The following is an 18,153-nucleotide window of genomic DNA, read 5'->3' on the forward strand; positions in this document are numbered from 1 at the left end:
TTACAGCTACTTCGACTCGTTGCGGGGGCCGGACTGGTCTTGTGCAGGCTTCCTGACTGCGTGTCCGCCGAACTGGTTCCGGAGGGCGGCCACCATCTTCATCGCGGGCGCATCATCATCCTGGCGCGACGCGAACCGTGCGAACAGCGCCGCGGTAATGGCCGGGGCCGGGACGGCGTGCTCGATGGCTTCCTCGACCGTCCACCTGCCTTCGCCGGAATCCTCGACGTAACCGCTGACCTGGCTCAACCCCGGGTCCTCTTCGAGCGCCTTCACCATCAGGTCCAGCAGCCAGGATCGGACCACCGTCCCCTTTTGCCAGGCACGGAAAGTGCCCGGAACATCCTTGATGATGTCCTTGGCTTCCAGCAGTTCGTACCCTTCGGCGTACGCCTGCATCAGCCCGTATTCGATCCCGTTGTGCACCATCTTGGCGTAGTGGCCGGCGCCGACGTCGCCCACGTGGGCGAAGCTTTCCTCCCGCGGGCCCTCCGGCCGCAGCGCGTCGAAGACCGGCATCGCTGCCTGGATAAGTTCGGTGGGTCCGCCGGCCATCAGGCCGTAACCGTTCGCCAGGCCCCAGACGCCGCCGGACACGCCGACATCGATAAAACCTATCCGGCGTTCGGCCAGGAGGGCTTCGTGCTTTTGGTCTTCGGTGAACTTCGAGTTGCCGCCGTCGATCACCAGGTCTCCGCCGGAGAGCTTACCGGCCAGCTCCGCGATGACCGTGTCGGTGACCTCGCCGGCGGGCACCATGACCCACACGGTGCGCGGACCCGGCAGCGCCCGGAGCATTTCATCAACGCTCGCGGTGTCACTGACCTCCGGGTTCCGGTCGTAGCCGGTCACCTCGATGCCGCCGTCCCGGAGCCGCTGCCGCATGTTGAAACCCATCCGGCCCAAGCCGATCAGTCCGATGTGCATCCCAGTCACTCTTTCCTCTCGTCCGTGGGTCGGTGGGATCAAATTACTGGTTGGGCAACCTCACTGGCATGAGCAGGTACCGGTAGTCTTCCTTGTCTTCGCCCTCGAGGTCGTCCTGGGCCGATATGACCGCAGGCTTCGGGGGCGTGGTGAAGGAGAACCGGACGTACTTGCTGTCGAAGGCGCTCAGGCCTTCGGACAGGTAGTGCGGGTTGAAGGCGACGGTGATTTCGTCGCCGGAGAGCGAGGCTTCAATCGCCTCCGAAGCCTGGGCGTCTTCGCCGGTTCCCGCGTCCAAGGTCAGCAGACCATCGGTGAAGGCCAAGCGGACCGGAGTGTTGCGCTCGGCCACGAGGGAAACACGGCGGACGGCTTCGATCAGCGTCGTGGTTTCGACTGTCGCATGGATCGGGGTGTTGTCCGGGAACAACGAACGGATCTTGGGGTAGTCGCCGTCGACCAGCAGCGACGTGGTACGGCGTCCGCCGCTTTCGAAACCGATGAGTTCACTATTGTCCGAAAGCGCGATGTTCAGGTCGCCGGAACCACCCAACGTTTTGGCTACTTCGCTCAGGGTCTTCGCCTTGACCAGCGCGCTCGTGGAAATACCCGGCGTCGTCGGTCGCCAGGACAGCTCCCGGAGGGCCAAGCGGTAGCGGTCGGTGGACAGCAGAGTAATCAGGTCGTCTTCGATTTCCATCCGGACACCGGTCAAGATGGGCAGGGTGTCGTCACGGCTCGCCGCAATGATGACCTGGCTGACAGCCTGGGCGAACGCTTCTCCATCCACGACGCCGCTGACATCGGGCAGGGCAGGGAGTTCCGGATAATCGCCTTCTGGCATGGTGGCGAGGTTGAACCGGCTGTTGCGGCAGGTGAGAGCGACCTTCGAACCGTCGGTTTCGATATCGACAGGTGCCGACGGCAGGCTTCGGCAGATGTCGGCTAAAAGGCGTCCGGAGACCAGGATGGTGCCTTCGTCAGTGACGTCCGCCGGGATCTGAAGACGGGCGGAAATTTCGTAGTCGAAGCTGGCAAGACTCACCATGCCGCCTTCGGCCCGGATGAGCAGGCCCGACAGAACGGGGACAGGCGGACGTGGTGACAGGGAACGGGCTGTCCATGTCACGGCTTCCGCCAGAACATCCCGATCAACTCTGAACTTCACTGAAGTAAGCCACCTTTCACAACGAACATGCCGGGGAAGACCGCCTGCGTCTGGCCGGGTGCAGTGCGTGGGACTGCGAGCACCAGGTTGAAGCAGATGGCAACGATTCTCTGTGCAAGCTTAGCCGCAGCAACCGTCATTGCGCACCGAGAGTGCGACGACGTCCGGATGAGCCGATTCGGCACGATGTGTGGGAACCGGGACAGGGTCAAATGTTATTTGGAAGAACTTCAAGAAATGGGATTCGTAGTGTTAATAACTGCTGTGGATACTGTGGAAAACCCCGGTTGGCCCTTCCCCTTGGCGGAAGTTGGCTGTTCACAAGATGTGCAGGGCGTTCGTAACCGGCATCGAGTGCCTGTGGACGAAAATCCTTGGGATTTCGGGCGTCCACAGGCGGCATGGTGGTTTTCCTCTTAAGGACCCGGGTTCTCCACTTAAGAATCCACAGCCTTATCCACACCTGTTAATTTCACCGGTGTAGTTCCCGGCAGGGGCCGTTGCCGGCCGCCAAGGGAGCTAGCTTTCGCGCTGTTGCTGCTTGATGCGGTTGGTCAGCTCCGTGACCTGGTTGTAAATCGCCCGACGCTCAGCCATTAACTCGCGGATCTTCCGGTCGGCGTGGATGACGGTGGTGTGGTCGCGGCCGCCGAGTTCCTGGCCGATCTTCGGCAGGGACATGTCGGTCAATTCCCGGCACAAGTACATGGCGATCTGGCGGGCCGTCACCAGCGTCCGGGTCCGGGACTTGCTGGTCAGCTCCTCCATGCTGAGCTTGAAATACGCCGCGGTCTGGCCAAGGATCGTGGCCGATGTGATCTCCTGCGCCCCTTCGTCGGTGATCAGGTCTTTGAGGACTATCTCGGCCAGACCCATATCGACTGCCTGTTGGTTCAGGCTGGCGAACGCGGTGACGCGGATCAGGGCGCCCTCGAGCTCGCGGATGTTGGTGGAGATCTTCGAGGCGATGTACTCGAGGACCTCGTCGGGGACGGACAGCCCCTCGCTGATGGCCTTCTTGCGCAGAATCGCGATGCGGGTCTCCAGCTCCGGCGGCTGGATGTCCGTCAGCAGCCCCCACTCAAACCGGGACCGCATGCGCTCCTCGAAACCGGAGAGCTGTTTCGGCGGCAGGTCGGAAGTAATGACTACTTGCTTGCTGTGGTTGTGGAGGGCGTTGAACGTATGGAAAAACTCTTCCTGCGTCGCATCCTTGTTGGCCAGGAACTGGATGTCGTCGATCAGCAGGATGTCGACGTTGCGGTAGAGCTGCTTGAAGCTGGCGCCCTCATCGTCGCGGATGGAGTTGATGAAGTCATTGGTGAACTCTTCCGAGTTCACGTACCTGACGCGGATGCTGTTGTAGAGATGGCGCGCGTAGTGCCCGATGGCGTGCAGCAGGTGGGTTTTCCCGAGGCCCGAGTCGCCGTATATGAAGAGGGGGTTGTACGCCTTGGCCGGTGCTTCGGCCACCGCGACGGCCGCGGCGTGGGCAAAGCGGTTGGATGAACCGATGACGAAGGTGTCGAAAATGTACTTCGGGTTGAGCCTGCCCAGTTCCGGGGACGCGGCCTGCGCCGCCGGCTGGGGCAGTGACTCGCTCCGCACCACCGTGGGGGCCGGACGGGGCTCTTGTTCGGGTTCCGGTTCCGCCTGCGGAGCCATATCCGTGTCGACGCTGAAAGCGCAGAGGATGTCGTCCTTGAATACTTCGAACAGTGCATCGTGGAGCGGGTCTTTGAGCTGTTGCGACTGGAAGACTTCGCGTGTCAGTTCGTTGGGGACCGCCACCAGCAGCGTTGTGCCGATCAGGCCTTTGGCCTGCGCCAAGACAATGAAGCCGCGCTGCCGGGGAGAGACGCGGTCGTCTTGTTCCAGCGTCCGGACCACTTTGCGCCAGGAACTTCCGACGTCGTTTATCTGGTCCGTGTCCACGTAGTACCCCTCAGAAATGCTCGGCATGCTTCGGCATTTGCCGACAGCCCGCCCGAAATCCACAGACTTATTCACAGACAGTGGATAAGGGGCTCCTGCCAAGAGTAGAGCATGAATCTGCTGGGCGACAGTTGCGATGCAGGCCCCTGTGGACGCCACTTTAGGGAGGCGCCAAGACCGCTCAAAGCGGCCTTGGCGTAGAGTTGTCCACAGGCGTTATCCACGGAAACGCCCGGGCGCCGAGACCGCCGGTTTGACGGTACTCACCGCCATCGCCTAACGTTGACTAGTCCTTCATGTCTACTTTGTTGTCCTTGTGCGTCCGACGCCCTGGCAACGGAATAGACCCCATATAGAGCGCCGACCTGTTCTTCCCCCTTGTTGCAATGGGTCCAACCGCATCTGTCGATCGTCTTGGAGTAACCACCGTGAGCAAGCGGACTTTTCAGCCGAATAACCGCCGTCGTGCCAAGAAGCACGGCTTCCGCCTTCGCATGCGCACTCGCGCCGGCCGCGCCATTCTGGCCGCCCGCCGCAGCAAGGGCCGCACCGAACTGTCGGCCTAAATAGCCAGTTTGTCGACCCGGCTGTGAGGTTCAGTTCCCGCAGCGGTGTTCTTCGGCCGGCTGGGTAGCGCATGCTTCCCAGCCAGCACCGGATGCGCGCATCGGCGGACTTCTCAACAACTGTACGTTCCGGCGCCCGCTCAGGGCGCCGGAACTTAGTGTTATATGCGGCGGCAGCAGACCCGGCCCGACCGGCATCTTTTGGCTTCATCGTCTCGAAGGCCGTGGGGAACGCCGTCATCCGCAACCGCGTTAAAAGGAGACTGCGGGAACTGGCAGCAGCCGGGTTAAGGGAGAATGAGTATTCCCGAGGGATCACCGTGGTTGTGCGGGCCCTTCCGGCAGCTGCCAACGCAGACTTCACGGCTTTGGAACTGGATTACCGGAAGGCTCTCAAGGCCGCCCTCGGCAAGTTGACCTTAACGCGCACCGCCACAGCAGAAGCTGCGCACGGAGAGAAGGGAAGAGCCGAATGAGTGCCTGCGCCCATGACGTACCTGTTCCCGCTCATTCCGCCGTGCCCAGGAGGACCATGAGTCCTCCGCAGTATGCGTTGATCGGTCTGCTGCGGGTGTACCGCAAACTCGTTTCGCCCCTGTACGGCCAGGTCTGCCGCTTTTTCCCGTCCTGTTCTGCGTACGCATTGGAAGCAGTGACGGTCCATGGCGCCGCCAAGGGCAGTTGGCTGGCCGTCCGCCGCCTGCTCCGGTGCCATCCATGGAACCCAGGCGGAGTAGATCATGTTCCGGCGTCTGCATCCTTCGACCATTGGCTGCAGGAGAACCCTTCCAGAATCCCCCGGATCGTGGAGCTTAACCACCCATTCATTCCGGCCGACGATGAAGGCCGCGGCGCGGCCCGAGGAGCAAATCAGTAATGGACTTCTTAAACACCATCCTGACCCCGTTCACGTGGGTCGTCTCCGGGATCCTGTGGGCATTCCACGCCGGCTTCTCCTGGCTTGGGATGGATCCGGCCAACGGCTGGACGTGGACGTTCTCGATCATCGGGTTGGTGCTGGTGATCCGCGCAGCCCTCATTCCGGTCTTCGTCAAGCAGATCAAGGCCCAGCGCGGGATGCAGGCACTGCAGCCTGATCTCCGAAAGCTGCAGCAGAAGTACAAGGGAAAGACCGACCAGCTTTCCCGTCAGGCCATGACGCAGGAGCAAATGGCGCTGTACAAGAAGCACGGCACCAACCCGTTCTCGGCCTGCCTGCCGATGCTGGTGCAGATGCCGTTCTTCTTTGCGTTGTTCAGCGTGCTGAACAACGCTTCGCGCGCCAGTGCGAACGGCGAGGGGATTGGCGCTCTATCGCCTGACCTCATCCGTCAGTTCGACGATTCGTCCATTTTCGGTGCGCCGCTTTCCGCGTCCCTCCTGCACGGCGGAGGGGGCGCCCAGCAAGTCTCCGTGGTCATCCTGTCGATCATCATGATTCTGGCGATGACTGCGTCGCAGTTCATCACGCAGAAGCAGATCATGGCCAAGAACATGTCCGCCGAAGCAATGCAGTCCCCGTTCATGAAGCAGCAGCAGATGATGCTCTACATCCTGCCTCTCGTCTTCGGCATCGGCGGCATCAACTTCCCCATCGGCGTGCTGATCTACTGGACAACCACCAACGTGTGGACCATGGCGCAGCAGTTCTTCGTGATCCGGCGCATGCCCACCCCGGGTTCGCAGGCTGCCCGCGAACTGGCCGAACGCCGTGCGAAGAAGGGCCTGCCGATGGTACCGCTTCTGGGCGAGCGGAAGACCGAGGCGCCCGCGGCCGACTCCCCAGCAGAGGTGAAAGGCCAGCGCCAGCAGCCACAGCGGAAGAACAGGAAGAAAAAATGAGCAGCGAAAGCGTATCCGAAGTGACCGAAGAACTTTCCGACGAGGCTGCTGCGGCGGATGAACAGCAGGAGGACGCTGTCTCGAATTCCGCCAAGCGCTTGGAGGAAGAAGGAGATGTAGCTGCGGACTACCTCGAAGAACTCCTCGACATCGCGGACATCGACGGGGACATCGACATTGAGGTCCGTAACGGCCGCACCTATATCTCGATCGTCTCCGAAGAGGAAGACAACAACGCGCTCAAGGCGCTGGTGGGCCCTGACGGCGAGGTCCTCGAAGCACTGCAGGAGCTGGCCCGGTTGTCGGTTCTAACCACCACCGGCAACCGCTCCCGCCTGGTTCTGGACATCACCGGCTACCGCGAAGGCCGTAGCGAAGAACTGCTTAAGATCGCCGAAGACGCCGTCGCCGAAGCCAAGGAGACAGGCCGCGACGTGACGCTCGAGCCGATGAGTGCGTACGAACGCAAGATCGTCCATGACGCCGTTGCTGAACTCGGGCTGATCAGCGAATCCGAGGGCGAGGGGTCCAACCGCCACATCGTGGTGTCGGTGGAGTCCTGACCTTGTCCGGCGGATCGGTCTGATAGGCAGAGGTATGTCCGTAGTTGAAATGAGTGTGGCGGAGTCCAGAGCGGCTCACGCCGTTTTTGGTGAACGCCTGGGCCTGGCGGAGCGGTACGTTGCGCATTTGGCCACTTCCGGCATCGAACGAGGTTTGCTGGGCCCCCGGGAGGTCCCGAGGTTGTGGAACCGGCACGTCCTCAACTGTGCCGTCGTCGCAAACTTGATCGGGCGCGACGCCGCGGTTGCGGATGTAGGAAGCGGGGCCGGCCTGCCGGGACTGACCTTCGCCTTGGCGCGGCCTGACCTGCGGCTGACGCTGATCGAACCGCTGGAGCGCAGGGTCGCCTGGCTCAATGAAGTCATTGAGGATCTCGCACTCGACAATGTCGCAGTGCTGCGGACGCGAGCCGAACTTGCGGGGGATGAAGTCACAGCGGATGTCGTGACTTCTCGAGCAGTGTCGGCTCTCGACAAGCTCGCCCGCCTCTCCATTCCACTGCTGCACGGCACCGGCGAGATGCTGGCCATCAAGGGCCGCAGTGCGGCTGACGAAGTCCAGAAGGCTGAAAAGGTCATCAGGAAGCTCGGCGGCCGTGAAACAGAGGTCCTGACCGTAGGAGACGGTCTCTTGGAAGAGCCGACGACGGTGGTGCGCATCCGGGTTGCTGCGTGACCTATTGCTCCACACACCCACGGAACGCCCGTGAATCCGACCGCGCAACGATAGGCTAAGAGTGGCCGGTGGCGGACAGAGAAAGCGGGCGGAATCCAAGTGGCGATCAACAACACGGTGTCGGGTTTCATGGGGACCGAAGCCGAAGAATCGTCGCCTCAAGAAGTAGCCAAACAACCGAACGCGGTTGCGCTTGACCCCCATAGTGGTCCTGTTTCACGTGAAACCTCCCCTGGGAACGAGGCTGAAATAGCCAACTCCAACATGAAGATAGAGGCTACGGTTCCAAACGTTATGGATTCGATCGACGAAAGCACACCTCTCGCGCAGGAACTGGCGAGCGAAAACCGCAGGCGCGAGAGGCTGAAGGCCAAGGAGCTTCCCCGGCCCGCTCATACCCGGGTTTTGACTGTCAGCAATCAAAAGGGTGGGGTCGGCAAGACCACGACGACGGTCAACATCGCAGCGGCCCTGGCTACGGCCGGTCTGAACGTACTGGTCATCGATATCGACCCGCAGGGCAACGCTTCGACGGCCCTCGGGGTCGAGCATCACGCTGAAGTCGACAGTATTTACGACGTGCTGATCAACGATATGCCGCTGGGGGATGTGATTGCGCAATGCCCCGACATCGCCCACCTGATCGTCGCACCGGCCACGATTCACTTGGCCGGGGCAGAGATCGAGCTGGTCTCGTTGGTGGCCCGTGAACAACGCCTGCGCCGGGCCATCGAGGTATACGCGCAGGAACGGGAGGCGGCCGGACTGCCCAGGCTGGATTATGTGTTTATCGATTGCCCGCCCAGCCTGGGGCTGCTGACCGTTAATGCTTTCGTTGCAGCCCAAGAGGTACTGATTCCCATCCAATGCGAGTACTACGCCTTGGAAGGGCTGAGCCAGCTCCTCAAGAACATTGAGATGATCCAGAAGCACCTCAACGCTGGATTGGTAGTTTCGACCATCTTGCTGACCATGTACGACGGACGCACAAACCTTGCAGCCCAGGTTGCAGCCGAGGTGCGCGAGCATTTCCCGAACGAAGTTTTGGGTGCAGTCGTTCCGCGATCGGTTCGCATCTCGGAGGCTCCGAGTTACCAGCAGACGGTGATCACTTATGATCCGTCGTCCAGCGGGGCCCTGTCATATCAAGAGGCAGCAGCCGAAATCGCCGAGCGCGGCAAGTAACTGTGAAGCCGCACTGCAACGGTAGAATTACGCCTTAAGCGAGCTGGTGCATGCCAGCTCGGCGCATGACGGAAGAGGGTCCAGATGAGTGAGAAACGTCGCGGCTTGGGCAGAGGCCTGGGCGCGTTGATTCCCAGCGCTCCGGCAAGTGAGGAGACCGAGCCGACGGAGGGGCAGGGAGCTTCCGCGAAACGCCGGACCCAGCGACCCGTAGACGTTTTCTTTCCCGCTTCCAGCAGGAGGGAAGAGGGGAACACCGCAGTCCTCACGACGACCGACTCCGAGACGGTGACAGGATCGAGCGCCGCACAGGTAGCCGAAGTGCTGCGGGCTCCTCGCAAGGTGGGGACAACCACCGCCAAGAAGCCTGCTGCGAAGAAAACGGTAAAGGGAGATTCGGAAGGCGCGTCTTCGCGGACGGGCGGCAACGGCGCTGCCGGTCACCCCGACGCGTCCGCAAAGGCAAGCAATGCAGCAGCGTCGGAGGGTAACCAAGCACTCGAGTCCAACTCAGCCTCGGACGACGTGCCCGTTTCACGTGAAACGGCCGGAGCAGTTGACTTGGTCGAGGTTCCGGGTGCTACCTTCGCCGAAGTCCTTGTTTCCGCCATTCAGCCGAACCGTAAACAGCCTCGCACCGTCTTCGACGAGGAAGACATGGCGGAGCTGGTGCACTCCATACGCGAGATCGGCGTCCTTCAGCCGATCGTTGTGCGTCCCTCCGACGATGGTGGCGCACGGTACGAGTTGGTCATGGGTGAACGCCGCTGGCGCGCCACCAAAGCCGCGGGCCTGGAAACGATTCCAGCGATCATCAGGTCCACCTCAGATGATGACCTGTTGCGGGACGCGCTGCTCGAGAACCTCCATCGGAGCCAGCTGAATCCGCTCGAAGAGGCCGCGGCCTATCAGCAGCTGCTTGATGACTTCGGTTGTACTCATGATGAACTAGCGGACCGCATCGGTCGCTCGAGACCGCAGGTCTCCAACACTTTGCGGTTGATGAAGCTTCCGCCGCTCGTCCAGCGGCGAGTTGCCGCCGGCGTATTGAGCGCTGGCCATGCCCGTGCCCTCCTGGGACTCGTCGATCCCGGAGAAATGGAAAAGCTGGCTCAGCGCATTGTCGCCGAGGGCCTTTCCGTTCGCGCAACCGAGGAAATTGTTTCCCTGAGTGACGGCGTACGCCGACCCAAACGGGAAAGCAAGCCGCGCGAAGGAGCTCGGCACGAGCGGCTCGACTACCTTGCTACCTCCCTGTCCGACCGCTTGGATACCAGCGTAAAGATCACCCTGGGCGCCAAGAAGGGACGTGTCAGCATCGAGTTCGCCAGCGTCGACGACCTGAACCGCATCATGGACGTCCTGAACCCCACGACGTCATAGCCTTCGTTCCACGTGAAACAATGGGCTCCGTTCCACAGGGACGGGGCCCATTTCCATCGCTCTTAGCGACCGCAAGGCATAGGAATTGTAGGGAGCGTTGGATTTGGACGAGGCTGAGGGTCCCCTCCCAAACCCACGGCGGCTAGCCCCCTTTCAGAAGAGAGTCGGTATCGTCCGCGGGCTCGCGCACGCTGACCGTTTGGAACGTGGCTAGGGAACAGGGGCGACCCTGTCCGTCCGACTATCGCCAGGGCCTTGACTCTCTACTGGATAAGAAGTCCGACCTCATCAAACACCGTTTCGGACGAGATCCGACGATGTACCCCTTATGTGGCTTTGGTTTCAGCTGACTGAGCTCGGGTCCAAGCATAGAACGTAGAGAACCTAGAGAACGTGTTTCACGTGAAACCGCTCGGACCCACTTGGCGAGGATCGCTTGCAGACTCGAGGCTTAGCAGGTGGACGGAAGATCGGTATTGTGCGCAGGGGCCAGTCCACCTGACGCGCGTCGCTAGTTCACGAGCCGTTCTCCGGGGGAGCAGCGGCACTGCACTGCCCGTTGAGCCTCACAGCTAAGGCAGTGGAACCGCTAGCACCGGCCGTCTGTGATAGACCATTCGCAATGAGATCGATGGGCGCCGAGTGACTTCGTGCCGGCGCTAATCGTGGCCTACTGGCCGGGGGGGCAAAGGGCAGATGGATAGTGTGTTTCACGTGAAACTCCTGCGGCGTGGCCGGCCTTCGGTCTTGGTTCGCTGGTGGCTTGTGCACAGGCTCGCGGGCCTGCGCACGCCGAACGCGTGGATCGTGGCTAGGGAACCGGGGGGGCTACACTGTCCGTCCGATTATCGCCAGGGCCTTGACTCTCTACTGGGTAAGCCGTTCGACCGCGTCAAACACTTCTTCGGACGAGATCCAGCGATGTACCCCTTTTGTAGCTTTGGTTTCAGCACATGACTGAGCTCGGGTGCAGTCAGAGAACGTAGAGAACGTGTTTCACGTGAAACAGCCCGGCCCAACCTTGCGAGGATCCTCTGCACTCTCAAGGCTTAGCAAGCGGATGAGAGATCGCTGCCGTCGCCAGCGTCCAGCCCACCCGGTGCGCGCTAGTTCACGTGCTGAGGCGGTCGCCGGGGGAGCAGCGGCACTGCACCGCCCCGTAGGGTCCAAACGCGCAGCAAATGGAACCGCTAGCACCGGCCGTCGGTGAGACTTCCTTCATAGAGATGGATACGCGTCAAGTGACTTAGTGCAAGCGCTAATCGTGTCCTACTTGCCAGCGCAGAGGGACTGCGTTGTTTCACGTGAAACTTCTGGGGCGTAGCCAGCTGGTGGCATGGGCGCCGGAGGACGCGGGGCCGGGCACGGCGACCGCGTGGAACGTGGTTAGGAACCAGGGGCCGGACTCTTTTCCGTCCGCCTATCGCCAGGACTTAACGTTCTACTTGGGGCAGCCATTCGACCGGATCAAACACCTCTTCGGACGAGATCCGGCGAGATACCCCTTACGGGCTTTTTCAGCACACGTGTCCGCGCGGCCTCAGTCAGCGAACACGGTTCGGCGTGTTTCACGTGAAACCGCCCGCACTAATGTGGCGAGGATCGTCTGCGCTCTCGAGGCATAGCAAACGCGCGGGTGGGTGATCGCCTCTTTGTCTAGCGTTCAGTCCAACCAGCATGCCGGAAGTTTACCTACCGAGCCGTTCGTCCGGGGAGCAGCGGGGATGACTGTCCCAAGAGCACCAAGGCTTGGCACCGGGAACGCTTGCACCTGCGTCCGTGAGACAACGCGCCGCATTATTCGCTCATGCTTTCCAGACGACTATGTGCAAGCCGACGGTTTGTTTCGGTGTGTTTCACGTGAAACTTCCAGACGCGGCCGGCGTACGGCTTTGGTCGCCAGCGGGCGTGGGCAGGTGAGACCTGCTTACCTGCTCGCGGGACCGCGCGACGCCGCCCCCTGCGAGCTGAACCGTTCTGCAACGGGTTACAATCCTCCATATCTACCGCCGCCGCGAGTGTCGATGCTGTCGCCCAACGGAACCGGTAGCTCTCCGCGACGCGCCGGAGGGGCGGCCACAGGAGGTGCGCTTGCAGTAGCCAAGGCCCGGGATTTCATCGGCGGAAGCCTGGATCGGGGCACCAATATCGCCCAGAAGGAGCCGTCGAGGGTTCGGACCTTCCAACGAACTGGGGGACAGGGGAGGGTCCCTGGTCTATTGGTTCGGCTGTCCGCGTCATTTGCCTTGGGCTTCGAGGAGATCACCGAGCAGTCTCGAGACCCGGATCCCCAAGTTCACGTGAAACATTGACCCTGCGCAGCAGTTGGGTGAGTTGTGCGACCCGGTTCTACTACTTCGGCCATGCAATTTGTGCCCAGCACATGCTGTCACGCCGCGAAGGGGAGCGCGCACCTTCTATCACCTCCTGCACATAGCCCGGAGCGCGGGTACCTGCCGCCCAGCACATAGGAGTCTTGAGTTTCCGCTGCTGCGGCCACACGATCAGGTACAAGACATCCGTCGTGCTGTCCGTATGAAAGGGGGATGTTTCCCGTGAAACTACCACTTGGCAGACATGTATCTGTATCAAGGCAGCTGAGACGGCACCCCCGGGGCTGTTTGGTGGATAGTTTCAAGTGAAACAAGGGACTTGCGTAGGGTTTAGCCGGACCGCGCGCCAGCGGCAGGTCGATCACGATTCGGGTCCGTCCTATCAGCCCGCACCGCACAGGTCATGCACATGTCGCACCGGAGGAGGGATTGTGCAGCGGCCGGAAGCCTTTCACGGCGGCGCGGCCGGTGGCGGGCGAAGGGGTCCTCGTCGGGGCCCAAACAAACAGGGCCTGGTGGGGCACAATGGCCTTCGAGATTACGTCGGACCGTACATAGGTGGTTGAGGAAAGCCGGGCGCGCACGGTTCTCCCGCGGAACTTTTCCATAGGCGGGCGCCGCTGCTCCGCGGCTCTTCGGGGAGGGGTCTCGCAATCGCACACATGACTGGGCCAGGCGTTTCACGTGAAACTTGCTACCATCCGTCGCCGTTTGGACCGACCGGCGCCACCATGTGCGTGATTGAAATGGTGCGGCTTTGGGCATACCCCCACCGGCGCACTTAATGACGGTTTCATGCGGAACAATGTCACGCATCCGTATGCGGTACTGGTTTTCGCCTGTAGACGCGTAACCGGACCGGTGAAGGGCAGCGCCCTTCGCAGGCGAAGTGAGGCTTAGCGGCGGCATGACCGCGTGCGTCAGTATCCATTAGGCCAGCTCAGGGCGGGGGAGAGGCCGAGCCACCCGAGGTGCTCGGATCCGGCGCCGGCACTGCGCTCATCGAAGATAACGCAGTGCCTGGCTAAGTGGAAGCCCGCGTACATGGGGTAAGCATTCGGCTCCATACCCGGCCAGTCGCAGCTACTCCGAGGGGCAAATTACTCCGAATTAGGCGGCCTCGAGTGGATGTACCCAGGCCGGCCAGAAAGCGCGCCAAACATCTTGGGCACTCAGGCGGCGGCCCGTGGGCACGAGGGTCAGCAGTGGCTAGTAGCAATGTTGTTGTTTCACGTGAAACGCCGCTGGCTCGGACCCGCGCCCGCCCCGTGCTCCACAAAGGAACCTACCCCTAGTTTCACGTGAAACAGAGGAGACGTGAGCCGGTGTCAGGTGCCCGGGTTAAACCGAAGGACGTCGTCGAGCGCCAGGGTGCCCGTCGGCTCATCGTCCTCTTCCAACAGATAGAGCCTCTGAATAGCAATAACGATGGAGTCGGCCAAGACTTGCCGATAGATGGGGTCAGCGAGGCGAGGGGAGTCGAAAGGGCTGCTTAAATAACCAAGATCCAGCTGAACAGACGGGGTACTGGGGAGCCGCAGGATATCCCAGCTTCGACCGTGAATGCCCAGGTTCGTCGACCCAGTGCGGGCCACGATCTCCTTCAGGATCAGTTCGCCGGCACGGTGTCCAATGGGAGACCGGACTTCACCTGATTCGGGACGGCCCCAAAAGAACGCACTGACGCCGTTGGCTGCCTCTTGCGGCAACCAGTCGCAGTGAAGGGCGATGCTCAAGCTCGGAGAAGCCCTCTTGATGAGGTCTGTGCGGTCTGCGCCGCCGTCGTGCGTTTGTTTTTCAACAATTTCAACACTGGCGCCGAGTTCGGTCAGGATCTTCTTCACTCGGCCGGCGACGTCGCCGGCCACGAGTTTTTCGGTCAGGCGGCGGCCAGAGGCAACGTCGGGGATGTCGGCCCAGTGCTCTACGCCAGAGCCGGGAGCGATCGCGATAGTCCGGCCGCGCAACGCCGCAGAGGCCTGGTTGAGTCGTTCGTAATCGCGGAGTGAAAACGCTTGGCTTGGACTGATCGTCCGGTTGATTCGGTCCATCGAGGCAGCCAGTTGTTGGTCGGCAACGCCGGAAGGTTCAAGCCCCAGATTTAGTTGCAGTTCGCGGACGGCGTGGTAGGTCCGTTCCCCGTACTCGCCATCAATGTGACCGTAGTAGAAGCCGAGGAAAGACAACTGCCGCTGCAACTCGGTGACATCATCGCCCCGAAGAGGCGATGCCTCCAACGTGAAGGTCAGCGGACGATCCCCGAGTTTGAACTGAGCCTCCGCCAGGGCTCGCTCGGTTTCCTGACCGACCACACCGTCGACCATCAGCCCCCGGTGTTGCTGGAAGGTGCGTACGGCCGCATCAACGTGGTCGTCGAAGACCGTCGGGTTGTTTACTTGATCCGGAGCCAGATAGGCCATGGAAACGCCGGCGCGTAGTAGCCCTTCACGAAGGGCTACTACGCGTCGACTTATGTCTGAACGGCGCAGGCTCTGGTCCGCAGCGTCGTTTTCCATCTGGCTAGTTAAGGAACTCGGCGAATTCCTGCTCGATGACCTGCTTCGGCTTGGCCCCGATGGAGGTCGCGGCCACCGCGCCGTCCTTGAAGACATAGACAGCAGGGATGGACGTGATGCCATACTGCGCTGCCGTCGCGGGGTTGTCATCCACGTTGAGCTTGACGACCTCTACCTTGTCGGAATGCTCAGCAGCAATGTCATCGAGGATCGGGGAGAGCATGCGGCACGGGCCGCACCACTCTGCCCAGAAATCGACGATCACGGGCTTGGCGGACTTCAGGACGTCCGCGTCGAAAGTAGCGTCAGTGACATCTTTTGCGTTGCTCATGCTGTTTCTCCTTTTCCAACCAAATCAGACTGTTGCGGGTTCGGCGACGCCGGCCAAGGTGTCTGCGCGCTCGGCCAGATAGTGTTCCACATCGATGGCCGCGGCGCAGCCGCTGCCCGAGGCGGTGATGGCCTGGCGGTAGGTGGGGTCAATAACGTCGCCGGCAGCGAAGACGCCCGCCAGGGAGGTCCGGGACGACCGGCCCTCGACGGCGATCGTACCCTCCGGGGTCAATTCCAGCTGATCCTTCACCAGGGAAACCCGGGGATCGTTGCCGATGGCGACGAAGACGCCGGTTACAGGCAGCACGGACTCGGAGCCGTCGACGGTGTTCTTGAGCTTCAGGGCGGTGACCTTGGTGTCGCCTTCAAGGCCCACGACCTCCGAGTTCCACACGAACTTGATCTTTTCGTGTGCCAAGGCACGGTCCTGCATGATCTTAGAGGCGCGCAGGGTGTCCCGCCGGTGGACCACCGTGACAGACTCCGCGAATTTGGTCAGGAAGAGTGCTTCTTCCATGGCCGAGTCGCCACCGCCGATCACCGCGATGTTCTGGCCCTTGAAAAAGAAACCGTCGCAGGTTGCGCACCAGCTGACACCGTGGCCGGCGAGGCGCTTTTCGTCCGGTAGACCAAGCTCCCGGTAGGCGGAACCCGTGGAGATAATCACCGAGCGTGCCAGGAAGGTTTCGCCTGTACCGATGGTCACCTTCTTGACCGGACCTTCCAGTTCAAGGCTTGTGACGTCTTCAAACAGGATCTCGGTACCGAAGCGCTCGGCCTGCTTTTGGAAGTTCTCCATCAGCTCCGGGCCGAGGATGCCGCCGGGGAACCCGGGATAGTTTTCCACGTCGGTGGTGTTCATCAGCTCGCCGCCTGCCTCCACGGAGCTGGCGATGAGCAGTGGCTTGAGGTTGGCACGTGCGGTGTAAACAGCTGCCGTGTAGCCGGCCGGACCGGACCCAACAATGATGACGTCGCGGACGGACGGTGTGGTATCTGTGCTCACTGCCTGCGAACCTCTTCCTCTGATGTTGATGTAAACCTAAGGGCCGGCCACCCGAGGGGGCGGTTAGCCCGGCACTTGTGTCAACGGTGCGTGCCCCCGGCTTATTCCGCACGCCAGCGGCGCAGGCGCCTCCCCGACGGGCTAGGAGACTTCGATCTCGGCCATGCGGATGCCGAACGGCATGCCGCCCATGGGGTTGGACAGCCTCGGCAACTGCGTGAAGTTGATCAGGACGTACTGCGCCTTGGGGGCAGTGCCATCCTGTTCAGGGACCGGAATCGTGGTCTTTTGTGCCGTGAAGCTTCCCTGCGCGACCTGGTCGGCCCCGTCCAACGTCGGTTCATCGTTCAGGAGCACGGAGAAGTTTCCTCCGGTGCCGCTCAGTTGCGTCAACACCACCGAACTGATGTTTGAGGACTCTTCCAACTCGACAACCAGCGCCATGTTTCCGGCGTAACCGCCGAACTGGTCTGACGCGTACTGGTAACTTGCCCAGTAAGTGGCGGGGTTGCCGTCGATGGCTTCGGGCAGCTTGCCGTCGTTCTCTACGTCGAGTTCCGGCAGGTCCGGTACTTGGCGCGTGAGTCCTGCGATGACCGGCTCGACGATTTCGTCGGCCGGAGCCGCCGTTTCTTCTGCCGCGCCGGTCTCTGCCGGGCCGGACGCGGCCGCGGTTTCGTTTCCGGCCTGCGAGCCGCCGGCGACCGGGCCGCCGCGGAACAGATTCAGCTGGCTCACCGCCACCACGATCGCGATCACCAACAGGACAGCGAGCAATCCGCCCACCAACAACCGGGACGACCGCGGGCTGTTGCGTTCCTCGTCGTCGTATTCGTCGTACTCGTAGTCGTCCGCCGCAGGTTCGCTGCTGGTGCGGGCAGCGGACGGGAACATGCCGGCTGACCGCACACCGGTCTCGTTGTCGTCCCCGGGCCACAAGCTGACCTTGGGCTTGTCTGCCGGAGCCTGGGCGGCAGCCGGCCGGCTAGCCGCCGGAGCCTGCCGCGACACCGGCGCTGTGGAGGGGCTCGCGACCCGTGGGGCCGGGGGCGCCGAGGGAGGCGGCGGCACGCTGGCGCCGGCAGCTGCTGCTGCGGCCGCAGCTCCGGCAGCGGACCCGGCGCCGGGGGCAGCGGCCGCGGGACGGGCGCCGAACCGGGCCTTGGACGTCCCTTCGGTCCCGTTCCTGCCCAACTTGGGCAGGTCGAGTTTGTTCAGCCTCTCGCGCAGGCTTTGCCGAGGCTCGTCGTCGTAGTCCTCATATTCGTCCTCATACGGCTCCGGCTCGGTGGAGCGAGCCTGGCCGAAGATTTCGGAACCGAGTGTGTCGGTGAAGAAGGGCTCCACATACGGTCCGTCCTGCTGGATCACCAAGTCCAGCAGGTCGGCCGCCTGGGCCTCGTTGGTCACCAGATAGGTGAACCCGTCGGCATTGCCGAGGTCCAGCACCTGGACGTTGCCCATCCGCTCACCGGTGGCGATTTCGCGGGCGCTCATGGCGACCTGGCTGGCATTCTCCGGTGCTGCCACCAGGATGCTGACGGGCCGGTTGAGCACCTGGTCCACGCCGTCGAGGACCAAATCGTTTTCTGCGGACGCAAGCACTTGGGCAGTGACCTTGTAACGGCCACCAAGCAGCATGCCCACATCAACTGGCTGCGGCACTAGTTCCTCCCGGCGAATGTCCTGGGCGGGTGCCCGTGACTAGATAATTTGGTTT

15 protein-coding genes are annotated in these 18,153 nt (G+C 62.0%); 8 read left to right on the forward strand and 7 right to left on the reverse strand.

Annotated features, from left to right (window positions below; translation table 11 throughout):
• Nucleotides 1-6: 6 nt before the first annotated feature.
• The 3 genes from gnd to dnaA all read right to left on the reverse strand — a co-directional run bounded on the left by gnd (nucleotide 7) and on the right by dnaA (nucleotide 4,057).
• Nucleotides 7-936, reverse strand: a complete 930-nt coding sequence (gene gnd, locus AC5RVD_RS06635) for a phosphogluconate dehydrogenase (NAD(+)-dependent, decarboxylating) (protein ID WP_494126423.1) — start codon at nucleotides 934-936, stop codon at nucleotides 7-9.
• Between the two features lie 34 nt (nucleotides 937-970).
• Nucleotides 971-2,095: a DNA polymerase III subunit beta gene (gene dnaN, locus AC5RVD_RS06640; RefSeq protein ID WP_494110927.1), complete on the reverse strand. Its 1,125-nt coding sequence runs from the start codon at nucleotides 2,093-2,095 to the stop codon at nucleotides 971-973.
• Between the two features lie 519 nt (nucleotides 2,096-2,614).
• Complete coding sequence (gene dnaA, locus AC5RVD_RS06645) at nucleotides 2,615-4,057, reverse strand: chromosomal replication initiator protein DnaA (RefSeq protein WP_494126424.1); 1,443 nt, start codon at nucleotides 4,055-4,057, stop codon at nucleotides 2,615-2,617.
• Between the two features lie 401 nt (nucleotides 4,058-4,458).
• Here dnaA and rpmH point away from each other — a divergent pair, with 401 nt between their 5' ends.
• The 8 genes from rpmH to AC5RVD_RS06685 all read left to right on the forward strand — a co-directional run bounded on the left by rpmH (nucleotide 4,459) and on the right by AC5RVD_RS06685 (nucleotide 10,245).
• Nucleotides 4,459-4,596 (forward strand): 50S ribosomal protein L34, encoded by a 138-nt coding sequence (gene rpmH, locus AC5RVD_RS06650; RefSeq protein WP_127513203.1) that lies wholly within the window; start codon nucleotides 4,459-4,461, stop codon nucleotides 4,594-4,596.
• A gap of 71 nt (nucleotides 4,597-4,667) precedes the next feature.
• Nucleotides 4,668-5,072 (forward strand): ribonuclease P protein component, encoded by a 405-nt coding sequence (rnpA, locus tag AC5RVD_RS06655; RefSeq protein WP_493988365.1) that lies wholly within the window; start codon nucleotides 4,668-4,670, stop codon nucleotides 5,070-5,072.
• 56 nt (nucleotides 5,073-5,128) lie between these two features.
• The gene (gene yidD / locus AC5RVD_RS06660) at nucleotides 5,129-5,473 is read left to right on the forward strand and encodes a membrane protein insertion efficiency factor YidD (protein WP_494126425.1); all 345 of its coding nucleotides are present in this window, start codon (nucleotides 5,129-5,131) and stop codon (nucleotides 5,471-5,473) included.
• Nucleotides 5,473-6,438 (forward strand): membrane protein insertase YidC, encoded by a 966-nt coding sequence (gene yidC / locus AC5RVD_RS06665; protein ID WP_494110925.1) that lies wholly within the window; start codon nucleotides 5,473-5,475, stop codon nucleotides 6,436-6,438. Before yidD ends, yidC begins: the two co-directional genes overlap by 1 nt.
• On the forward strand, nucleotides 6,435-7,001 hold the full coding sequence (locus tag AC5RVD_RS06670) for a Jag family protein (RefSeq protein WP_494126426.1): 567 nt from the start codon (nucleotides 6,435-6,437) through the stop codon (nucleotides 6,999-7,001). The genes yidC and AC5RVD_RS06670 overlap by 4 nt, the downstream gene beginning before the upstream one ends.
• A gap of 34 nt (nucleotides 7,002-7,035) precedes the next feature.
• Nucleotides 7,036-7,677: a 16S rRNA (guanine(527)-N(7))-methyltransferase RsmG gene (gene rsmG / locus AC5RVD_RS06675; RefSeq protein WP_494110923.1), complete on the forward strand. Its 642-nt coding sequence runs from the start codon at nucleotides 7,036-7,038 to the stop codon at nucleotides 7,675-7,677.
• Between the two features lie 99 nt (nucleotides 7,678-7,776).
• Complete coding sequence (locus AC5RVD_RS06680) at nucleotides 7,777-8,862, forward strand: ParA family protein (RefSeq protein ID WP_494126427.1); 1,086 nt, start codon at nucleotides 7,777-7,779, stop codon at nucleotides 8,860-8,862.
• An 84-nt stretch (nucleotides 8,863-8,946) separates the two neighbouring features.
• Nucleotides 8,947-10,245 carry a ParB/RepB/Spo0J family partition protein gene (locus AC5RVD_RS06685; protein WP_494126428.1) on the forward strand — a complete coding sequence of 433 codons (1,299 nt, stop codon included), beginning with the start codon at nucleotides 8,947-8,949 and terminating at the stop codon, nucleotides 10,243-10,245.
• A gap of 3,661 nt (nucleotides 10,246-13,906) precedes the next feature.
• Here AC5RVD_RS06685 and AC5RVD_RS06690 read toward each other — a convergent pair.
• The 4 genes from AC5RVD_RS06690 to AC5RVD_RS06705 form a co-directional block, all read right to left on the reverse strand.
• Nucleotides 13,907-15,094 carry an N-acetylmuramoyl-L-alanine amidase gene (locus AC5RVD_RS06690; protein ID WP_494126429.1) on the reverse strand — a complete coding sequence of 396 codons (1,188 nt, stop codon included), beginning with the start codon at nucleotides 15,092-15,094 and terminating at the stop codon, nucleotides 13,907-13,909.
• A 4-nt stretch (nucleotides 15,095-15,098) separates the two neighbouring features.
• On the reverse strand, nucleotides 15,099-15,425 hold the full coding sequence (gene trxA / locus AC5RVD_RS06695) for a thioredoxin (RefSeq protein ID WP_494110919.1): 327 nt from the start codon (nucleotides 15,423-15,425) through the stop codon (nucleotides 15,099-15,101).
• A 24-nt stretch (nucleotides 15,426-15,449) separates the two neighbouring features.
• Entirely contained in the window at nucleotides 15,450-16,433 is a 984-nt protein-coding gene (gene trxB, locus AC5RVD_RS06700; protein WP_494126430.1) for a thioredoxin-disulfide reductase, read from the reverse strand.
• 141 nt (nucleotides 16,434-16,574) lie between these two features.
• Entirely contained in the window at nucleotides 16,575-18,098 is a 1,524-nt protein-coding gene (locus tag AC5RVD_RS06705; protein ID WP_494126431.1) for an ABC transporter substrate-binding protein, read from the reverse strand.
• Nucleotides 18,099-18,153 lie beyond the last annotated feature (55 nt).

The sequence above is a fragment of the Arthrobacter sp. THG-b23 genome (assembly GCF_059091265.1).